This window comes from Streptomyces sp. NPDC014907, from assembly GCF_055562975.1.
Map to the genome: position 1 here is coordinate 138,780 of NZ_JBVHEG010000012.1, position 15,105 is coordinate 153,884.

15 protein-coding genes are annotated in these 15,105 nt (G+C 75.3%); 4 read left to right on the forward strand and 11 right to left on the reverse strand.

Annotation, left to right across the window (positions count from 1 at the left end):
- The first annotated feature begins 157 nt into the window (after positions 1–157).
- Positions 158–385 (forward strand): DUF5133 domain-containing protein, encoded by a 228-nt coding sequence (locus tag ACZ3IL_RS25725; RefSeq protein WP_467393887.1) that lies wholly within the window; start codon positions 158–160, stop codon positions 383–385.
- 206 nt (positions 386–591) lie between these two features.
- Here the strand turns inward: ACZ3IL_RS25725 and ACZ3IL_RS25730 are convergent, their stop codons facing one another.
- The 3 genes from ACZ3IL_RS25730 to ACZ3IL_RS25740 all read right to left on the reverse strand — a co-directional run bounded on the left by ACZ3IL_RS25730 (position 592) and on the right by ACZ3IL_RS25740 (position 1,595).
- On the reverse strand, positions 592–753 hold the full coding sequence (locus ACZ3IL_RS25730) for a DUF5670 family protein (protein WP_467393889.1): 162 nt from the start codon (positions 751–753) through the stop codon (positions 592–594).
- A gap of 162 nt (positions 754–915) precedes the next feature.
- The gene (locus ACZ3IL_RS25735) at positions 916–1,083 is read right to left on the reverse strand and encodes a hypothetical protein (RefSeq protein ID WP_467393891.1); all 168 of its coding nucleotides are present in this window, start codon (positions 1,081–1,083) and stop codon (positions 916–918) included.
- Between the two features lie 248 nt (positions 1,084–1,331).
- Entirely contained in the window at positions 1,332–1,595 is a 264-nt protein-coding gene (locus tag ACZ3IL_RS25740; protein WP_467393970.1) for a GlsB/YeaQ/YmgE family stress response membrane protein, read from the reverse strand.
- Positions 1,596–1,883: 288 nt separating this feature from the next.
- Between ACZ3IL_RS25740 and ACZ3IL_RS25745 the strand changes: the two genes are divergently transcribed.
- Both ACZ3IL_RS25745 and ACZ3IL_RS25750 read left to right on the forward strand, forming a co-directional pair.
- Positions 1,884–3,614: a thiamine pyrophosphate-dependent enzyme gene (locus ACZ3IL_RS25745; RefSeq protein WP_467393893.1), complete on the forward strand. Its 1,731-nt coding sequence runs from the start codon at positions 1,884–1,886 to the stop codon at positions 3,612–3,614.
- A 204-nt stretch (positions 3,615–3,818) separates the two neighbouring features.
- Complete coding sequence (locus ACZ3IL_RS25750; protein WP_467393895.1) at positions 3,819–4,379, forward strand: hypothetical protein; 561 nt, start codon at positions 3,819–3,821, stop codon at positions 4,377–4,379.
- A gap of 80 nt (positions 4,380–4,459) precedes the next feature.
- Here the strand turns inward: ACZ3IL_RS25750 and ACZ3IL_RS25755 are convergent, their stop codons facing one another.
- The 4 genes from ACZ3IL_RS25755 to ACZ3IL_RS25770 form a co-directional block, all read right to left on the reverse strand.
- A complete protein-coding gene (locus tag ACZ3IL_RS25755) occupies positions 4,460–5,599 on the reverse strand; it encodes an FAD-dependent oxidoreductase (RefSeq protein ID WP_467393897.1) in 1,140 nt (379 codons plus the stop codon).
- 197 nt (positions 5,600–5,796) lie between these two features.
- Positions 5,797–6,492 carry a TetR/AcrR family transcriptional regulator gene (locus ACZ3IL_RS25760; RefSeq protein ID WP_467393899.1) on the reverse strand — a complete coding sequence of 232 codons (696 nt, stop codon included), beginning with the start codon at positions 6,490–6,492 and terminating at the stop codon, positions 5,797–5,799.
- 43 nt (positions 6,493–6,535) lie between these two features.
- Positions 6,536–8,704 (reverse strand): SpoIIE family protein phosphatase, encoded by a 2,169-nt coding sequence (locus tag ACZ3IL_RS25765; RefSeq protein ID WP_467393901.1) that lies wholly within the window; start codon positions 8,702–8,704, stop codon positions 6,536–6,538.
- Between the two features lie 14 nt (positions 8,705–8,718).
- Positions 8,719–10,311, reverse strand: a complete 1,593-nt coding sequence (locus tag ACZ3IL_RS25770) for an oleate hydratase (RefSeq protein WP_467393903.1) — start codon at positions 10,309–10,311, stop codon at positions 8,719–8,721.
- A 292-nt stretch (positions 10,312–10,603) separates the two neighbouring features.
- Between ACZ3IL_RS25770 and ACZ3IL_RS25775 the strand changes: the two genes are divergently transcribed.
- Positions 10,604–10,795, forward strand: coding sequence for a hypothetical protein (locus tag ACZ3IL_RS25775; RefSeq protein WP_467393905.1), 192 nt, complete (start codon positions 10,604–10,606; stop codon positions 10,793–10,795).
- A 140-nt stretch (positions 10,796–10,935) separates the two neighbouring features.
- Here the strand turns inward: ACZ3IL_RS25775 and ACZ3IL_RS25780 are convergent, their stop codons facing one another.
- From ACZ3IL_RS25780 to ACZ3IL_RS25795, 4 genes are read right to left on the reverse strand one after another with little or no spacing between them, the layout of a single operon-like run.
- Entirely contained in the window at positions 10,936–11,766 is an 831-nt protein-coding gene (locus ACZ3IL_RS25780) for a glycosyltransferase family 2 protein (RefSeq protein ID WP_467393907.1), read from the reverse strand.
- A complete protein-coding gene (locus tag ACZ3IL_RS25785) occupies positions 11,751–12,794 on the reverse strand; it encodes a glycosyltransferase (protein ID WP_467393909.1) in 1,044 nt (347 codons plus the stop codon). The genes ACZ3IL_RS25780 and ACZ3IL_RS25785 overlap by 16 nt, the downstream gene beginning before the upstream one ends.
- Positions 12,791–13,861: a glycosyltransferase gene (locus ACZ3IL_RS25790; protein ID WP_467393911.1), complete on the reverse strand. Its 1,071-nt coding sequence runs from the start codon at positions 13,859–13,861 to the stop codon at positions 12,791–12,793. The genes ACZ3IL_RS25785 and ACZ3IL_RS25790 overlap by 4 nt, the downstream gene beginning before the upstream one ends.
- Positions 13,858–14,979, reverse strand: coding sequence for a glycosyltransferase (locus tag ACZ3IL_RS25795; protein WP_467393913.1), 1,122 nt, complete (start codon positions 14,977–14,979; stop codon positions 13,858–13,860). The genes ACZ3IL_RS25790 and ACZ3IL_RS25795 overlap by 4 nt, the downstream gene beginning before the upstream one ends.
- Positions 14,980–15,105: the final 126 nt, after the last annotated feature.

Consider the following 15,105-nt stretch of genomic DNA (forward strand, 5'->3'; position numbering starts at 1 on the left):
CACGGCCGGAGCGGGCCGTCGCGGGGTCCCCCGGGTCCGTGCCCCCGGAGGGGCACCGCCCCCTCCTGCCCGCGCGGTCCGCATGCAACCGGGGAACAGGGGTACGCGGCGGGTCGAGCCGGGCGGCCGGCGCCCTGTCCACGAGGGGAGACCCACTGTGCTGATGGCCCATCCCGCGGTACTGAGCAACCTGATCGAGCAGTACGAGACGCTGAGGATGCTGCACGCGGAGAACGGAGGCGCCGAGGTGCGCCGGCGCATGGACGACATCGCGTACACGCTGTGCGTCTCCACCGGTACGCGCGACGTGGAGACGGCGCTGGTCGCCGCCCGTCACCGTCTGCCCGGCGCGCGCCCCGGGGACGACTCGGTGCTGATGGCCTGAGACCGCGGATGCCTCGAACCCGGCACGCCCTTCACGGGTGGGGCCGGGTTCGGCCGTTTCCGGCGTTTCCGGAACCGTGCCGGGCCCCGTTTCCGGTGGGACGGGGCTCCGTTTCCGGTGGGACGTACGACGCCCGGGGCGGACCGCACGGCCGCGCCCGCCACCTGGTGGGGTGGCGGGCGCGGCCGGGCGCGGCAGGGGTGGGGTCACCAGCGGTACCAGCGGCCCGATCCACCCTTCGGACGGGCCACGAAGCCCACCAGCCACACGACGAGCACGATCACGGCGATCCACCAGAGGGCCTTCACCGCGAAACCGGCGCCGAAGAGGATCAGTGCGAGCAGGAGAACAAGGAGAAGGGGAACCATCGTGATCGACCTCCGGTATGTCACGCACCCGTGATGACGGGTATTTTACGCGAACTGATAAGAAAAGAAGGAAAAAGATAAGAAAAGGGTTGTTCTGCCCGAGATATCCCGGAAGGGGGCCGCTCCGCCGTGCGGAAGGGCTCGCGCTCCCGTGCCCCCGTGTCAGATACGACCGCCGGTGAGGCGGGTGAGCGGGCCCCGGGAACGCAGCGCCGACCGGCGGCCCAGGGCGTACGCACCGGTGACCGCGGCCGCGGCGCCCACGGCCGCCGGCCCGTGGCCTCGCGCCGCGGTCCACAGCCGTTCGCCCGCGTCCCGCACGGCGTGCACGGCCGTGCGGCTCCTCCCGGCGGGGGGCGCGAACGGGACTCCGGCGGCCGTCCCTCCGGACACCGCCGCGTCGGCATCGCGATCCGTGACGAGACGGAGCCCGGCGCCCCGGGGGGCGGTCCGTGAACCGGACCGGGCGGGCCCGCGGCTGTCGTCGTTCTTCTCCGATGCGCTCATGCCCACCGTCTAGCCGGACCTCGCCGGGGCAAACCCCCGGGTTCCGGTCCGGGCGGCCGGCGGGACCGGGATCAGTCCAGGCCCTTCACCCGGGACAGCGCCGCGACGCCGAGGGCCGCGAACAGGATCTGCGCCAGCCACTCGGTCCAGTCCGGTCCGGAGGTGTCGGCGATCCCCGCCAGGTGGGCGAGGCCCGTGCCCGCCAGGGCGGCCGCGACGCCGACCACGACGGTCCACGGTGCTCCGATGTGCTCCCGCCCCGGGACGGCGAGCCGCCCCAGCGCGCCGATGACCGCTCCGACGACCAGAGCGCTGACGACGCCCGAGATCTCCACGGCCGCCTCCTCCCCTTCGGGACCGATGTCCCCGCCCGTCTGCCCGCCGGACACCGCTCCACGCCCGCCGCGTCCCGGGGCGCCGGGGACCCGGTGCGGCGCCCGCACCGTCCGGTCTCCCCCGGAAGCGCCCGGACGGCCCGTTTCCGGACGGCCCCCGCATCGGCGCCGCCCTCCTGGGCAGACGGACCGGGACGCGGCCGGTCCCGACCGCTCCACCGCTCCGTGGGACCCACGGCCTCCGCGCGACGCGCGGCCCGTGGTCCTGGCCCCGTGAAAGGAACTCCTGTGACACGTACCGTCGCCCGGGTGATCGTCGAGTCCCTCGCGGACCTCGGTGTCGGCCACGTCTTCGGCGTGGTCGGCGACGCCCTCAACCCCCTCACCGACGCCATCCGCACCACGGACGGCATCGACTGGGTGAGCTGCCGGCACGAGGAGGCCGCCGCCTTCGCCGCCGGGGCGCAGGCCCAGCTCTCGGGCCGCCTCGGCGTCTGCATGGGCACGGTGGGGCCGGGTTCGGTCCACCTCCTGAACGGGCTGTACGACGCGGCCAAGAGCGGGGCGCCGGTCCTCGCCGTCTGCGGCCAGGTGCCGCTGTCCGAGGCCGGCGGCGACTACTTCCAGGAGGTGGACAACGACCTGCTGTTCCGGGACGTGGCCGTGTACCGGGCCACCGTCGCCTCCCCCTCCCAGATGCCGAGGCTCCTGGAGACGGCCGTCCGGGCTGCCGTGACCCGCGGCGGGGTGGCGGTGCTCACCGTGCCCGGGGACCTCGGGGACCAGGAGGTCGGGGACGACCGCCCGCCGCGGTTCGCCCTCCCCCGCCCCGCCGTCACCCGCCCCGACGACCCGGCCCTGGCGGAGGCCGCCGAGGCGCTCCGCGACGCCTCCCGGGTCACCCTGCTCGTGGGGCGCGGCGCCCGGGACGCCCGCGAGGAGGTGCTGCGCCTGGCCGACCGCCTCGCGGCGCCGATGGTGCTCACCCTCAAGGCCAAGGAGGGCTTCGAGGAGGACAACCCCTACGAGGTCGGGCAGACCGGCCTGATCGGCAACCCGGCCGCCGCCCACGCCATGGACACGTGCGACACCCTGCTCATGCTGGGCACCGACTTCCCGTACCGCGACTGGTACCCGGAGGGACGGCGCGTGGTGCAGATCGACCTGCGGGAGGAACACCTGGGCCGGCGCGTCCCGGTGGACGTCGGCCTCGCCGGGGACGTCGGCGCCACGCTGCGGGCCCTGCTGCCGCTGCTCGCGCCGGTCGAGGACCGCTCCCACCTCGACGACGCCCGCGAACGGTTCCTGAAGTGGGAGGAGGAGCAGGCCGCCCTCGCCGACCCGGGCCACGACAGGAAGTTCCTGGGACGGGTGCGGGCGGCGTTCGACAACCGGGACCACGAGATCCGTCCCGAGGCGCTGGCCAGGGCCGTGGACCGGCACGCGGCCGAGGACGCGGTCTTCACCTCCGACACCGGCATGGCCACCGTCTGGCTGTCGCGTTTCGTCCGCATGCGGGGCGGCCGCCGCCTGCTCGGCTCGTACAACCTGGGCTCCATGGCCAACGCCATGCCGCAGGCCCTCGGCGCCCAGCTGTGGGACCGCGACCGGCAGGTCGTGGCGTTCTGCGGCGACGGCGGGCTGAGCATGCTCCTCGGCGACCTGATGACGCTCCGCTCCGAACGGCTCCCGGTCAAGCTCGTCGTCTTCGACAACCGGCGCCTCGGCATGGTCAAGCTGGAGCAGGAGCAGGCCGGCCTGCCGGAGTTCGGCACCGTCCTCGACAATCCGGACTTCGCCGCCGTCGCCGAGGCCCTGGGCCTGACCGGCATCCGCGTCACCGACCCCGGCGACCTGGACGGGGCCGTGCGCCGGGCCTTCGAGACCCCCGGGCCCGTCCTCCTCGACGTGCTGACCAATCCCCAGGAGGTCGCCGTCCCGGGCAAGCCGACCGTCTCCCAGGGATGGGGCTTCGCCATCGCCAAGATCAAGGAGAACCTGCCGAGCGGGGACAGGTGACCGGAGCGGGCCGGGGCCGGCGCGCAGGTCGCAGCGGGTCCACGGCGTTCGAACCGGTGGGCCGGGCCGAGGTCCGCTCCGGCACCCGGCGGGTGATGGCGTAGCCGTCGAAGGCCGCTGACGCGTGATCTCGACCGATTGCCACGTGATCCTGACCGCGGGTCCGGTCGCTGGTGCGTACCCGCTGCCCCCTTCGCCGACGAGATGATCGGGGCGCATGCGGGGGCCGGCGGTGTGGAGGACGTGATGGAGGGGCGTTTCACCGACCCGGGCTCCACGGTGTGCGTCTTCGCCGACGAGATACTGGTCCGCTGCCCCGTGTGCGGGGACTGCGCTCTTGTCCTGGCGAGCCTGGGCGGATGTGAGCGCCGTTGGGTCAGGGGCCGGCAGTACAGCCGCCGCAGACCGCGGTGCGGCTGCGGGTACACCAAGGACGAGTTCCAGGACTCCCGGGCGCTCGGCGGCCCGGTCGACCCCTACTTCCGGCTGCCGCTCCGGCTCGCCGCGGACGGCCGCGGACGGCAGTTCTGGGCGTACAACCCCGCCCACCTCGATCTGCTGGAGGGCTACATCGGCGCCGGCCTGCGCGAGCGCGGTGCGGTCTCCGGCTCGATGAGCCTGGTCGAGCGGCTGCCGGCATGGATGAAGTCGGCCAAGCACCGGGAAGAACTCCTGCGGACGATCCGGCGCCTGCGCGGCTCGGTGCCGAGAGCCCGTCGACCGGCCACCGCTGCTCCCCCGGCAGCCCGGCCCGCACGGTACTGACGCCCTGGGCCGACCGGCCAAACCCACCCGTCAATCAGTCAGGATCGCGTGTCGGAGGACAGGGGTTTCCGGGGCGGGGGTCACCGGGCCGCCGGTCCGGTGGTGAAGAACGCCGTCATCCGCTCCAGTCCCCGCGGGCCGAACATCGTGTCCAGGCTCCGGGCGGAGTCGGCGGCGGAGGCTTCGCCGCGCGGGAAGAGGGCTTCCTCGTAGGCGGTCAGGGCCGCCTCGGTGTCACCGGGGTGGGCGGCGAGGGCCAGGGCGAGTTCGGCGCCGTCGAGCATGGCGAGGTTCGCGCCCTCGCCGGCGAAGGGCGACATCACGTGGGCGGCGTCGCCGAGCAGGGTCACGCCCGGCACCCGGTCCCAGCGGTGGCCCACCGGCAGGGCGTGGACGCGGCGCGGGGTCATGGTGTCCGCGTCGGCGATCAGGCCGCGCAGGGCCTCGTCCCAGCCCTCGAAGCGGGCGAGCACGGCCCGCTTGGCCGCCGGCGGGTCGGTGAAGTCGACCGTGTCCAGCCATCCCTCGTCCGCTTTGAGCGCGGCGTAGACGTGCAGGCTGCCGTCGGTCTCCCGGTGGGCGAGGAAGCCGCGCTCGTCGCCGAGGCAGACGAAGAACCCTCCGCCGACGACGGCGGCGCTGCGCGGGTGCCGGGTCCCGGCCTCCAGCAGGTCCGTCTCCACGAAGGAGACGCCGGTGTAGGCGGGCTCGGCGCCGGAGAGCAGGGGGCGCACGCGCGACCAGGCGCCGTCGGCGCCGATCAGCAGGTCGGTGGTGAGGGCGGAGCCGTCGGCGAAGGTCACTTCGTGGCGGCCGCCGTCCAGGGCGCGGACTCCGGTGGCCGTCTTCCCCCAGTGGACCGTGCCGTCGGGGAGGGAGTCGAGGAGCAGGTCGCGCAGGTCGCCGCGGTCGACCTCGGGCCGGCCGCCGGTGCCGTCGTCCTCCTCCGAGACGTGGACGGTGCCGTCGGGGCCGAGCAGGCGCACGGCCTGGCCGCCCTGGTGGACGATCTCGAGGAAGCCGTCGTGGAGGCCGGCGGCGCGCAGGGCCTTCTGGCCGTTCTCCTCGTGGATGTCGAGCATGCCGCCCTGGGTGCGGGCCTCCCTCGACGCCTCCCGTTCGAAGACGGCCGCCTCGATGCCGTGGACGTGGAGGACGCGGGCGGCGGTGAGGCCGCCGAGGCCTCCGCCGATGATCGCGACGGGGTGGTGCGTGTTCATGGAGCCCTCCCTGGGGTGCGGGGGATGCCGCTGCGGCCGTCTTCGCCGGCTCGCCCCCTCACCGTAACGAACATGTTCGTAGCGAACAAGTTCGTTCATGGGTGTGCCGTGCCCCGCCCGTGCGGCCCCGGCACGGGCCGAAGGGAGAGGCGGCCGTCGGGAACAGGAGGGCCGCAGTGCTCGGGGCCGCACGGGGTTCAACCGGTGGCGCCCGGTACGGGGGTGTGGAGGATGCCGTTGATCACGAGGTCGAAGCCCCAGGACAGCCGTGCGTCCCGGGTGCCGGACAGCAGCGCCGGCAGGTGCGCCCTGATCATCGGGTGCTCGGCCTCGTCCACCCCGTGCACGGCGCGGGTGAGCGCGTCCCAGTCGTCCCGGCTCGCCGGGTCGCTCTCCTGGGCGCCGTGCTCCGCCGCGACCGCGGTCGCGTACTGCAGGAGGTTGTCCACGCCCCAGGCGACCTGCTCCCGGGGAGCGCCGCCGCGGGAGAGCAGCAGCAGGAGGCGTTCGACCAGGTCGAGGTAGTGCGCGCCGCTGGGGCGTGCGACCAGGGCGGAGCGGGCCAGCTGCGGGTGCTCGAAGAGCAGGCGGGTGTAGGAGGTCAGGACCGCGACGAGGTCCTCGCGCCAGCCGGCCCCGGACCGGCCGGCGGACAGGTCCACCTCGCCCAGGAGCGCGTCCAGCACCGCCGCGTGCAGCTCGGCGGTGTTGGCCACGTAGACGTAGAGCGAGGCCGGGCCGGTGTCCAGCTCCTGGGCCAGGCGCCGCATGGTCACCTTCTCCAGCCCCTCGGACCTCATGACCCGCACCGCCGCGTCGACGATCCCCCGCCGCGTCAGGGCGGGCTTGGCGGGGCGTTCGCGCCGGCTGATCGGTTCTCGCTTCGCAGTCACGCCCCGATCGTAACGAACGCGTTCGTCGGCCCGGGGGACGGCGTCACGGCTCGCTCCGGGGCCCCGCCGGGCCGGTGCCCCGGGCGGGTTCCTCCGCCGCGGGGGCGCCGGGCCGGGATCTCCCTCGGTCCGTCCCGTCCCTTCCGTCCGCCCCGCCGGTCCCCTCCGTCTCGTCCGTCCCCTCCGTCCCGTCCGCCTTGTTCGCCTCGTCCGTCCTCTCCGCCTCGTCCGTCTCCTCCGCCTCGATCTCGGCCCACACCGTCTTGCCGTCCTCGGTGTGGCGCACGCCCCAGTTCTCCGCGAGGGCGGCGCAGATGAGCAGTCCCCGGCCGCTCTCGTCGGCCGCCTTGGCGTGCCGCAGGTGGGGCGCGGCCTGCCCGGCGTCCTTCACCTCGCAGATCAGGGTGGTGGAGTCCGCGACGAGCCGCAGGGTGACCGGTTCGGCGCCGTAGCGGATGGCGTTGGTGACGAGTTCGCTGACGAGGAGCGCCGCCGTGAACGGGTCGACGGGGTGGTCCCACTCCCGGAGCTGTTCCTCGACGTGGGCCCGCGCGATGCCGACGGCGGAGAAGTCGAAGGGGATGGGCCACTCGGCCAGTTCGCCCGGCGACAGGTACCGGGTGCGGGCGAGCAGCAGGACGCGGTCGGGGGCGAGGAGCCGGGCCGTGTCGTCGGCCATCGCCTCCGGGGAACGCCCCGGGTGCGCGAGGGCGTTCACCAGCTCCTCCGTCCGCACGTCGCCCTCGCCGGACGCCATGCAGAGGGTGCTGCCCTCGGGAAGGACCATGGAGGCGCAGGCGAAGGGGGGTCCCTCGGCGCCCAGCAGCGGGCCGTCGTCGACCGGCCGCGTGTCCACCGAGCCGTCCGGGCGGACGACGGCGAACAGCGAGGTCCCGGCGCGCGCGACGTCGAGCCGCCCGTCGGTCGGGTCGTGCACGGCGATCGTGCAGCTCGCCGTCGCGCTGTCCTCGCCGCGCGAACCGCCCGGCTCGGCGGCGAGGCGGAGGGTCGTGGCGTGGAGGCGGGCGAGCAGTTCGTGCGGGTCGAGGTCGAGGGTGGTGAGGCTGTGGACGGCGGTCCGCAGCCGGCTCATGGTGGCGACGGCGCTGAGCCCGGCGTTCTCGACCTGTCCGACGACGAGCGCGACGCGGGCTCCCGGCAGGGGGATGACGTCGTACCAGGCGCCGGCCCCGCTGCCGTCCGGCTGGTTCCGTTCGGCGGCGTCGACGGCTCGCTGAGTGGCCTCCTCCTGGCGCAGCGGCCAGCTCTGGAGCGCCGTCATGACGATGTGCTCGCGGGTGAACCGCAGGGCGTTCTCCAGGCAGGTCGCCGTGCGGGTCGCGATGCTCTCGGCCAGGTCGAGGTCCTCGTCCCCGTACGGTTCGGTGCCGTCCGCGCGCTGGAAGACGACGGCCCCGAAGACCTGGCCGCGCACCGTCAGCGGCGCCACGAGCCGCGTGCCGCCGGAGCCGTCCTCCCGTTCCGGCGGGAGCAGCCGGGGCTCCGCCGGCAGCTCCCGCCCGAAGACGCCGGGGAGCAGGAAGGAGCCGGCCGTCGGGATGCGCGGGCCGTCGTCCCTCCCGCCGGTCGCGGCGCAGCGCAGCAGCGGGGACGGGTCCCGGGAGCGGAGGCCGGGCTCCCGTCCCCTCAGTACGGCGTCGGTGAGGGCGACCACCACCGCGTCGGCGAACCCCGGCACGGTGACGTCGACCAGTTCCCGGGCCGTGCGCTCCACGTCGAGGCTGGAGCCGATCCGTTCGCGGGCTTCGTGCAGCAGCCGGAGGCGGGCCTGCGCCCGTTCCCGTTCGGTGACGTCGGTGCTGGTGAGGACCATTCCCAGCACGCGTCCCCCGCCGTCCTGGAGGCGGTGCGCGGAGACGGAGAAGACGTACTCGCCGCGCGGGTCGGTGAGCGGCCGTCCCGTGACGAGGTGGTCGATCACCGGACGGCCCGTGGTGAGGACCTCCCGCAGCATCTCCTCGTCGACGCCGACGCCGAGGGGGGCGTACGCCTCCACCGCCGGCAGGCCGACGATCCGTTCGGCGGGGACGCCGTGGACGCCGACGGCGACCGTGTTCACGCGGACGACGCGCAGGTCGGTGTCGAGGACGTGGAGGCCGATGTCGGACTGGGTGAAGACGGCGTCCAGGACCGCCTCGTCCCAGGGTTCCGGCTCGTGGGGCTCCGGGGACCTGCCGGTGGCCGTGTTCATGCGCTCTCCCCCCGTCAGGCGAAGACGGTGCTCAGGGCGGACCGGGCGGTCTCCGGGTCGGAGAGGCCGTGGTGCACCGGCGGGATCTCCCTGTCGACGCCGAAGTGGTGGTGCACGGCCAGCATCGCGGAGCGGACCGCGTACTCGGCGGTGGAGGCGGCGCCCTCGGGGATCTCGACGAACTGGCCGAGGAAGGCGAAGTTCCGCGCTCCGTCCGGGACGACGAGAGGGCGGTCGGAGGCGGCGCGGCGCTGGAACGGGGCACCGGCGTAGGGCATCCGGACGGTGGTGACCGCGGTGGTGGCCCGGACCTCGTCGGCGATGTCGTCGAAGCCGAGGTGGCCGAGGAGTTCGTCCAGGACCTCGGCGCCGGTGCAGTCCCCCATCCTCTTCGGCACGTGGTCGCCGGGGACGTCCCCGAAGAGGGCGTACCCCCACAGCGTGTACGTGTCCTCCCCCTGGCCGGGGAAGTGGGGCTGGGCGGGCACCTCCAGGGAGAGCAGCCAGCGGGAGTCCTTCCAGGTCGTCAGGGCGCCCTCGCCGGGGATGTTGCCGGTGTGCTTCTGGATGCGGTCGAGGAGCGCGCGGCAGGTCGTGGTGAGGGTGAAGGACTCCCGCACGGTCTCGTCGATGTTGCCGCAGAAGGCGTGGGGGCGGCCGAAGTCGGGGGCGTTCCCGGCGATCGACTCCCACAGCCGCCAGGAGCCGTCCCGTCTGTCGCGGACGGGTTCGGGCACGGTGGTGTCGTCGCCGTAGGTGGTGTCGGCGGCCGCCGAGCCGAGGGTGAGGAACGCGTAGTCGTCCTCGCCCAGTTCGATCGTCCCCGCCCCGGTCCCGTCGCGCCGCAGGTGCAGGCGGGAGAGGCGGCGGGCGGCGGGGCCCGAGAAGTCGGCGTCGGTGACGGTGGTCCCGAACTCGGTCCGCACGCCCCGTTCGGTGAGCCACGCGTGGATCGGGCGGACGACGGAGTCGTACGGGTTGTACCGGCCGCGCCGGAGCCCGGACAGGGTGTGGAGGCCGGTGAACTCGTGGGCGAAGGCGAGGAGGTACCGCTTGAACTCGACGGCCGAGTGCCAGGTGTGGAAGGCGAAGGTCGTGCGCCACAGGCACCAGAAGCGGGTCGTGAAGAAGTGCGGCCGGAAGAAGTCCTCGACGCACCGGGTCCCGATGAGGCGTTCGGGCAGGGCGAGCAGGCGGGCCAGGTCGGTCCGGTCACCGGCGTCCAGGCCGAACTCCGAGGCGTCGGCGACCGTGCGGCCGTCCTCGATGATCCGGGCCCTGGCGTACGTGGGGCGTTCGGCGGCGAAGGCGAGCACCTCCCGGCGCACCGGGACCGCCGGGTCGTCCAGGGAGGGGATCGTCTCCAGGAGGTTCCACAGGCAGACGTGGTGCGCCTCCTCGACCATCCGGCCGCCCCGGGCGACGCGTCCGCCCGCGCGCGTCGGGGCGGGGACGCCGTCCAGGGAACCGCCGAGGACCGGCAGCTGTTCCAGGACGCGCACGTTCTCCCCCGGGACGCCCGCGTCCCGCACGAGGAGGACGGCCGCGGCGAGGGAGGCGAGGCCACCGCCGACCAGATGGACCCTGGAGTGCTTCGTTGCCGGCACGGGCTGACCTCCGGTGCGTCGGGGAACGGGCGGGAGCGCGCGGGGTGCCCGGGGTCCGGGCGCTCTGCCCCACGAGCCTCCCCCACATCCCCGCCCTCCGCGATCCGGGGGGCCGGGACCGCCGCCGGACGGTGGTCGGGGACCCCCGGACGGCGGGGCCGGCGCGAGGGTCGCGCGAGGGGGCAAGACATTCGCCCGAAACGGGACGACACGGACGTTTCCCGTGGGCCCGGGCGGTTAGTCGCCTGTTCGACCGGCGTTTCGGCGCGCACCCGAGGAAGGAGCGGCACCGATGTCGAATCCGCAACAGCCCGAACTGCGACGCAGCGACAAGGGGGCGGGCACCCCGCAGGACAGTCAGGCCCGCAAGGCCGCCGAGCCCACCGGGAGCGGTGGCCGCGCCCACGGCACCGACCGCGGGAACAAGGGCGGCGGGAAGGGCGGCGGCACGCCTCCCGAGCAGCAGCCGGACCACCCCGCCTGAGGAGGCCGGCCCGCGCGCGGGGGCCGGAGCCGGTCCCCGCGCGACGGCCCCGGGCCCGGAGCCCGGGGTCCGGTCCGCGCGCGGCGCCGCGGAACGCGACCCCGGTGGCCCCGCGGTGCGGAACGGGCCCGTGGACGGCCCTAACCGGTGGCCCGCGCCTTCCGCCAGGTGTCGGTGCGCGGGTCGTGGACGACGAGGCCCAGGGCCTCGAAGTCGCGCAGCCAGCCCTCCATCGGCCACGTCCCCCAGCGCTCCCTGAAGACCGCGCCGTTGCGCAGGATGTCGTCCAGGTGCTCCACGGGCGGTCTGCTCACCGGGTGGTACTGGTGGTGGGCGGGGGCTCCGCCGACCCACCAGAGGCCGACGCCGCGCGCGGCCGCGGTGCGGGCGAAGTCGGTGTCCTCGCCGCCGTACCCGGTGTACTCCTCGCAGAATCCCCCGACGGTGCGCCAGGTGGCGGCGGTGAGCGCGAACGAGAGGGACCAGAAGAGCCGGTGGTCGCCGCCGCGCAGCACCTCGGTGTCCTCCGGCACCGGCCGCGCGGGGTGGGGCGGCGCGAGCCGGGGCAGGTCGCCGAGGCGGTAGCCCCCGGGCGGCGGGGGCGGCAGGTGGGCGACCGTGCCGCACAGCAGCGCGCCGTCCGCGGCCGTCTCGGCGTAGCGCGCCAGCAGGTTCTCACCGGGGACGCAGTCCACGTCGAGGAACACCAGCAGGTCGGCCCCGGCGGCCAGCGCCCGGGCGGCGCCGGCGTTGCGGGCGGCGGCGAGGGGCAGGCGTCCGTCCGCGCCCGTGGCGACCCCGACCGTCCCGGCGGCGGGCCGTCTGCCCGCGACCGCCCTTCCGGCGCCCTCGTCGCCCATGGAGACGACCAGGTAGAGGTCCGGCCGCCGCGTCCCGGCCGCCAGCCCGTCCTGCTGCAGACGGAGGTGCCGGTGCCGGCCGGCGACCAGGGTGATCACCGCGACGCGCACGGCGCCTCCCGTTCCCCCGGTACCGCCCCGGACAGCTCGTCGAGCAGCCGGGCCGCGCGCCGGGCGCCGTCCCCGGGGGCCCAGACGGACCAGCGCTCCCCGGGCCGCTCCGCCGCGCGGTCGAGGAGGTCCTTCCACTCTCCCGGGCGGGGCCAGTCGGGGCGGACGGTCGCCAGGCCGGCCGCCCGCAGGGCCCGGGCGGTCGCCCGCTGCTCGTCGTGGGGCCGGTCCTGCGGGACGACCACGGCGGGCGTGCGGGCGGCGGCGCACTCGGCGACGGCGTTCTGTCCGGCGTGGGTGACGACCACGTCGGCCCGGCACAGCAGCGGCCACGGGTCGTCGGTCCACCGGCCGCCGTCCGGGCCGCCCAGGAACGTCCAGGACCAGCCGGGGGTGGCCCCGGCGGCGCGCCGCAGGTCGGCGGCGCCGATCCCGGTGCCGCCGGCGCCCAGCATGACGACGGCCTCCCTGGTGCCCGTCCGGGGGCGCGCCGGGGGGCGGGACCGGCCGTCGTACCGGGAGAAGGCTCCCGTGTGCAGGGTCTTGTCGAGCCAGCGGCGGGGCCAGTCCGGTTCCGGCGCCGTCCCGGGCCAGGGGGCGAGCAGCGCGTCGGCCATGTCGTACGCCAGGCGGTGGGCGGGGTCGGAGCGGTCGCCGCGCATCGCCGCGACGACCACGGGGACGCCCATGAGCCGTGCGAGCAGGGCCACTTCGACGGAGACGTCGCTCACGAAGAGGCGGGGCCCGGTCCGGGCGATCCAGTCCGCGACCGTGCCCATGCGGCCCCGCAGGCCGGGATGGTGGCGGGGCACCCAGTGGAGCCTTCCACCGGCCGTCGGGTCCGGATCGGGTTCGCCGGGGCCCGCGCCGGCGCGGTCGTCCATCGGCAGGCGCAGCCACTCCCCCGTCCAGCCGTCCGGCCGGGGCAGGGAGGAGAAGCCGGTGACGGGGGCCCGCGTGTGCCGGGCGACGCACACGGCGCGGTGCAGATGGCCGCGCCCCTGGTGGTGGACGTAGTAGCCGATCACGCCGTCAGCTCCCCGTACAGGGCCGTGTAGCCGTCCGCCATGGCGTCCAGGGAGCAGAAGCGTTCCGCGCGCCGCCGGGCGGCGCGGCGGTCCAGCCGTGTCGTGGCGTCGACGAGTCCGGCGAGGGCGCCGACGTCGTCCGGCGGGGCGAGCGAGCCGCACTCCGGGTCGAGGATCTCGCCCAGGGCGCCCCGGTCGAAGCCGCACACCGGCGTCCCGCAGGACAGGGCCTCGGCGACGACCAGGCCGTACGGCTCGTCCCAGCACGGCGTGACCAGGGCGGCGGCGGCGCCGCCCACCAGGCGGGCCAGGTCGCGGTGGTCGAGGTGGCCGACGTAGGCGATGTCGTCGTCCAGGAGCGGCGCCAGGCAGGTCGTGAAGTAGTCCGCGTCGCCGACGGGCCCGGCCAGCAGGAGGCGGTGTCCCGCCTTGCGGGCGGCCTCGGCGGCGAGGTGCGGTCCCTTCTCGGGCACGACGCGGCCGAACCACACGAGGTAGGGGCCGCCCGGTCCCTCCGGCCACCGGGCGGTGTCGACGCCGTTGCGGATCACGCGGGCGTCGGGGACGAGCGGGCGCCAGACGGCCGCGGTGTGCTCGCTGACGGCGGTGAAGGTCACCGGGCAGCGCGGGTCGGCCTGGACGGCGGACTCCAGCCACGGGGTGGGGGGCGTGTGCAGGGTGGTCACCACCGGTGTCCGGACGACCGGGGCCATGGCGACGGGCAGGTGGTGGAGGCTGTTGTTGTGGACGAGGTCGAAGCGGTCCCCGCCGTCCCGCGCCAGGTCCAGCATGAGGCGGAGGTAGGCGTGGTGCTCGTCCATCCACACCCTCGCCGGCATGCTGGCGTCGGACCGGGCCGCCCTGCTCAGCGCCGGCCGGTGGACCGGGAGTTCCGTGACGCCGAGGGCCGGGTCGGAGCCGGGCGCGGCGAAGAGTTCGACGTGGTGGCCGCGTGCCTTCAGGACGCGGGCGAGCGACCAGGTGTGCGCTTCGAGGCCCCCGGCGAAGGGTTCCCTGATCGGGAAGCGGGCGGACGCGACCAGGGCGACGCGCAGGGGTCCGTTCATCCCAGGAGTCCCCGGTAGATCGCGCGGTGGGCGGCGGCCACCCCGGCGCGTTCGGCGGCCCGGTCCGCCGGGGCGGCGCGCCATCCCGGACGGGTGCGGTGCGCCTCGCGCACGGCCTCGTACAGGGACGTCTCGTCGAGGCCGTCCCCCACGGTGTGGCCGTAGGACAGGCACGGGCGCTGTTCGGCGTAGAAGCCGCAGGTGGGGGCGGCCACGGGGGTGCCGAGGTCGTGGCAGGCCTCCAGCCATCCCGAGTGGGTCCCGAAGGCGTAGGGCAGCACGGACAGGTCGAGTCCCGTGAGGTAGTCCCACAGCTGGTCGTCGTCGAAGTAGTCGTGCACGTGGAGGCGCAGCCGGCCCGCGCCGGAGAGCGTCCGCAGCTCCGCGAGCACGTCGGGCGCGTGGGCGCGCGCGCCGGGGTCGCCCACCTCGCGGTGGATGTTCACGTGCAGCTCCGCCCCCGGCAGGCCGGCGACGGCCGCCGCCGCGGTGCGGACGACGGGCAGGAGGGCCATGTTCGGGCGGAGGCTCTTGGCGTGCACTCCCACGCGGAACCCGTCGCGCGGCGGGCGCGGCCGGGAGAGGCGGGGTTCCTCGACGACGTGCGGGTGGGGCAGGACCGTCGCCGCGCGGTTCCAGCGCCGCCGGATCTCGGCGGCGGCGCCGGGGGTGAGCGTGATCAGGTGGTCGGCGGCCGGGACCAGGACGTCCAGCGCGGCGTCGTGGGGCGCGGGGTCGGGCTGGTGGGGGTTGCGCAGGTCGTGCACGGTGTACACCAGCGGTTTGCCGTACCGCCGCAGGGTCCGTACGAGCGAGGCGAGGTCCTCCGGGGACTGCGCGTCGAACCCGAAGTGCAGGTGGAACACGTCGAAGTCGACGTGGTGGGCACGGACCCAGCCGGGGTCGAGCATGACGGGCGGCCACCAGCGCTGGGAGGTGCTGGGCGCCCCGTTGGGCCGGGGGTCCGCGAGCCGGACGACGCCGTCCGGCTCCGAGTCGTCCGAGCAGTGCCGTACGTAGACGTGTCCGGCGGGCACCGAGGCGACCCGCACCGTCCCTGCGGCAGCGGACGTCCGCGTTCCGTGCGGCGCGGGCGGGAACCGATCGGTCGTCGTCATGGTGCTCCTGCCTCGGGGTGGGGCTTTCGGGGCGGCCGCTACCCACGGGGGTCCACGGACATGCGCGACGTGCGGAATTCATCATTCCGGTTCCCCTCCGGCGACCCGCCGGGACGGGCGGGGGGA

Coding starts and splice junctions, on each gene's coding strand:
- ACZ3IL_RS25750 (WP_467393895.1), top strand. CDS start 3,819: ATGATCGGGGCGCATGCGGGGGCCGGCGGTGTGGAGGACGTGATGGAG.
- ACZ3IL_RS25755 (WP_467393897.1), bottom strand. CDS start 5,599: ATGAACACGCACCACCCCGTCGCGATCATCGGCGGAGGCCTCGGCGGC.
- ACZ3IL_RS25730 (WP_467393889.1), bottom strand. CDS start 753: ATGGTTCCCCTTCTCCTTGTTCTCCTGCTCGCACTGATCCTCTTCGGC.
- ACZ3IL_RS25775 (WP_467393905.1), top strand. CDS start 10,604: ATGTCGAATCCGCAACAGCCCGAACTGCGACGCAGCGACAAGGGGGCG.
- ACZ3IL_RS25765 (WP_467393901.1), bottom strand. CDS start 8,704: ATGAACACGGCCACCGGCAGGTCCCCGGAGCCCCACGAGCCGGAACCC.
- ACZ3IL_RS25790 (WP_467393911.1), bottom strand. CDS start 13,861: ATGAACGGACCCCTGCGCGTCGCCCTGGTCGCGTCCGCCCGCTTCCCG.
- ACZ3IL_RS25795 (WP_467393913.1), bottom strand. CDS start 14,979: ATGACGACGACCGATCGGTTCCCGCCCGCGCCGCACGGAACGCGGACG.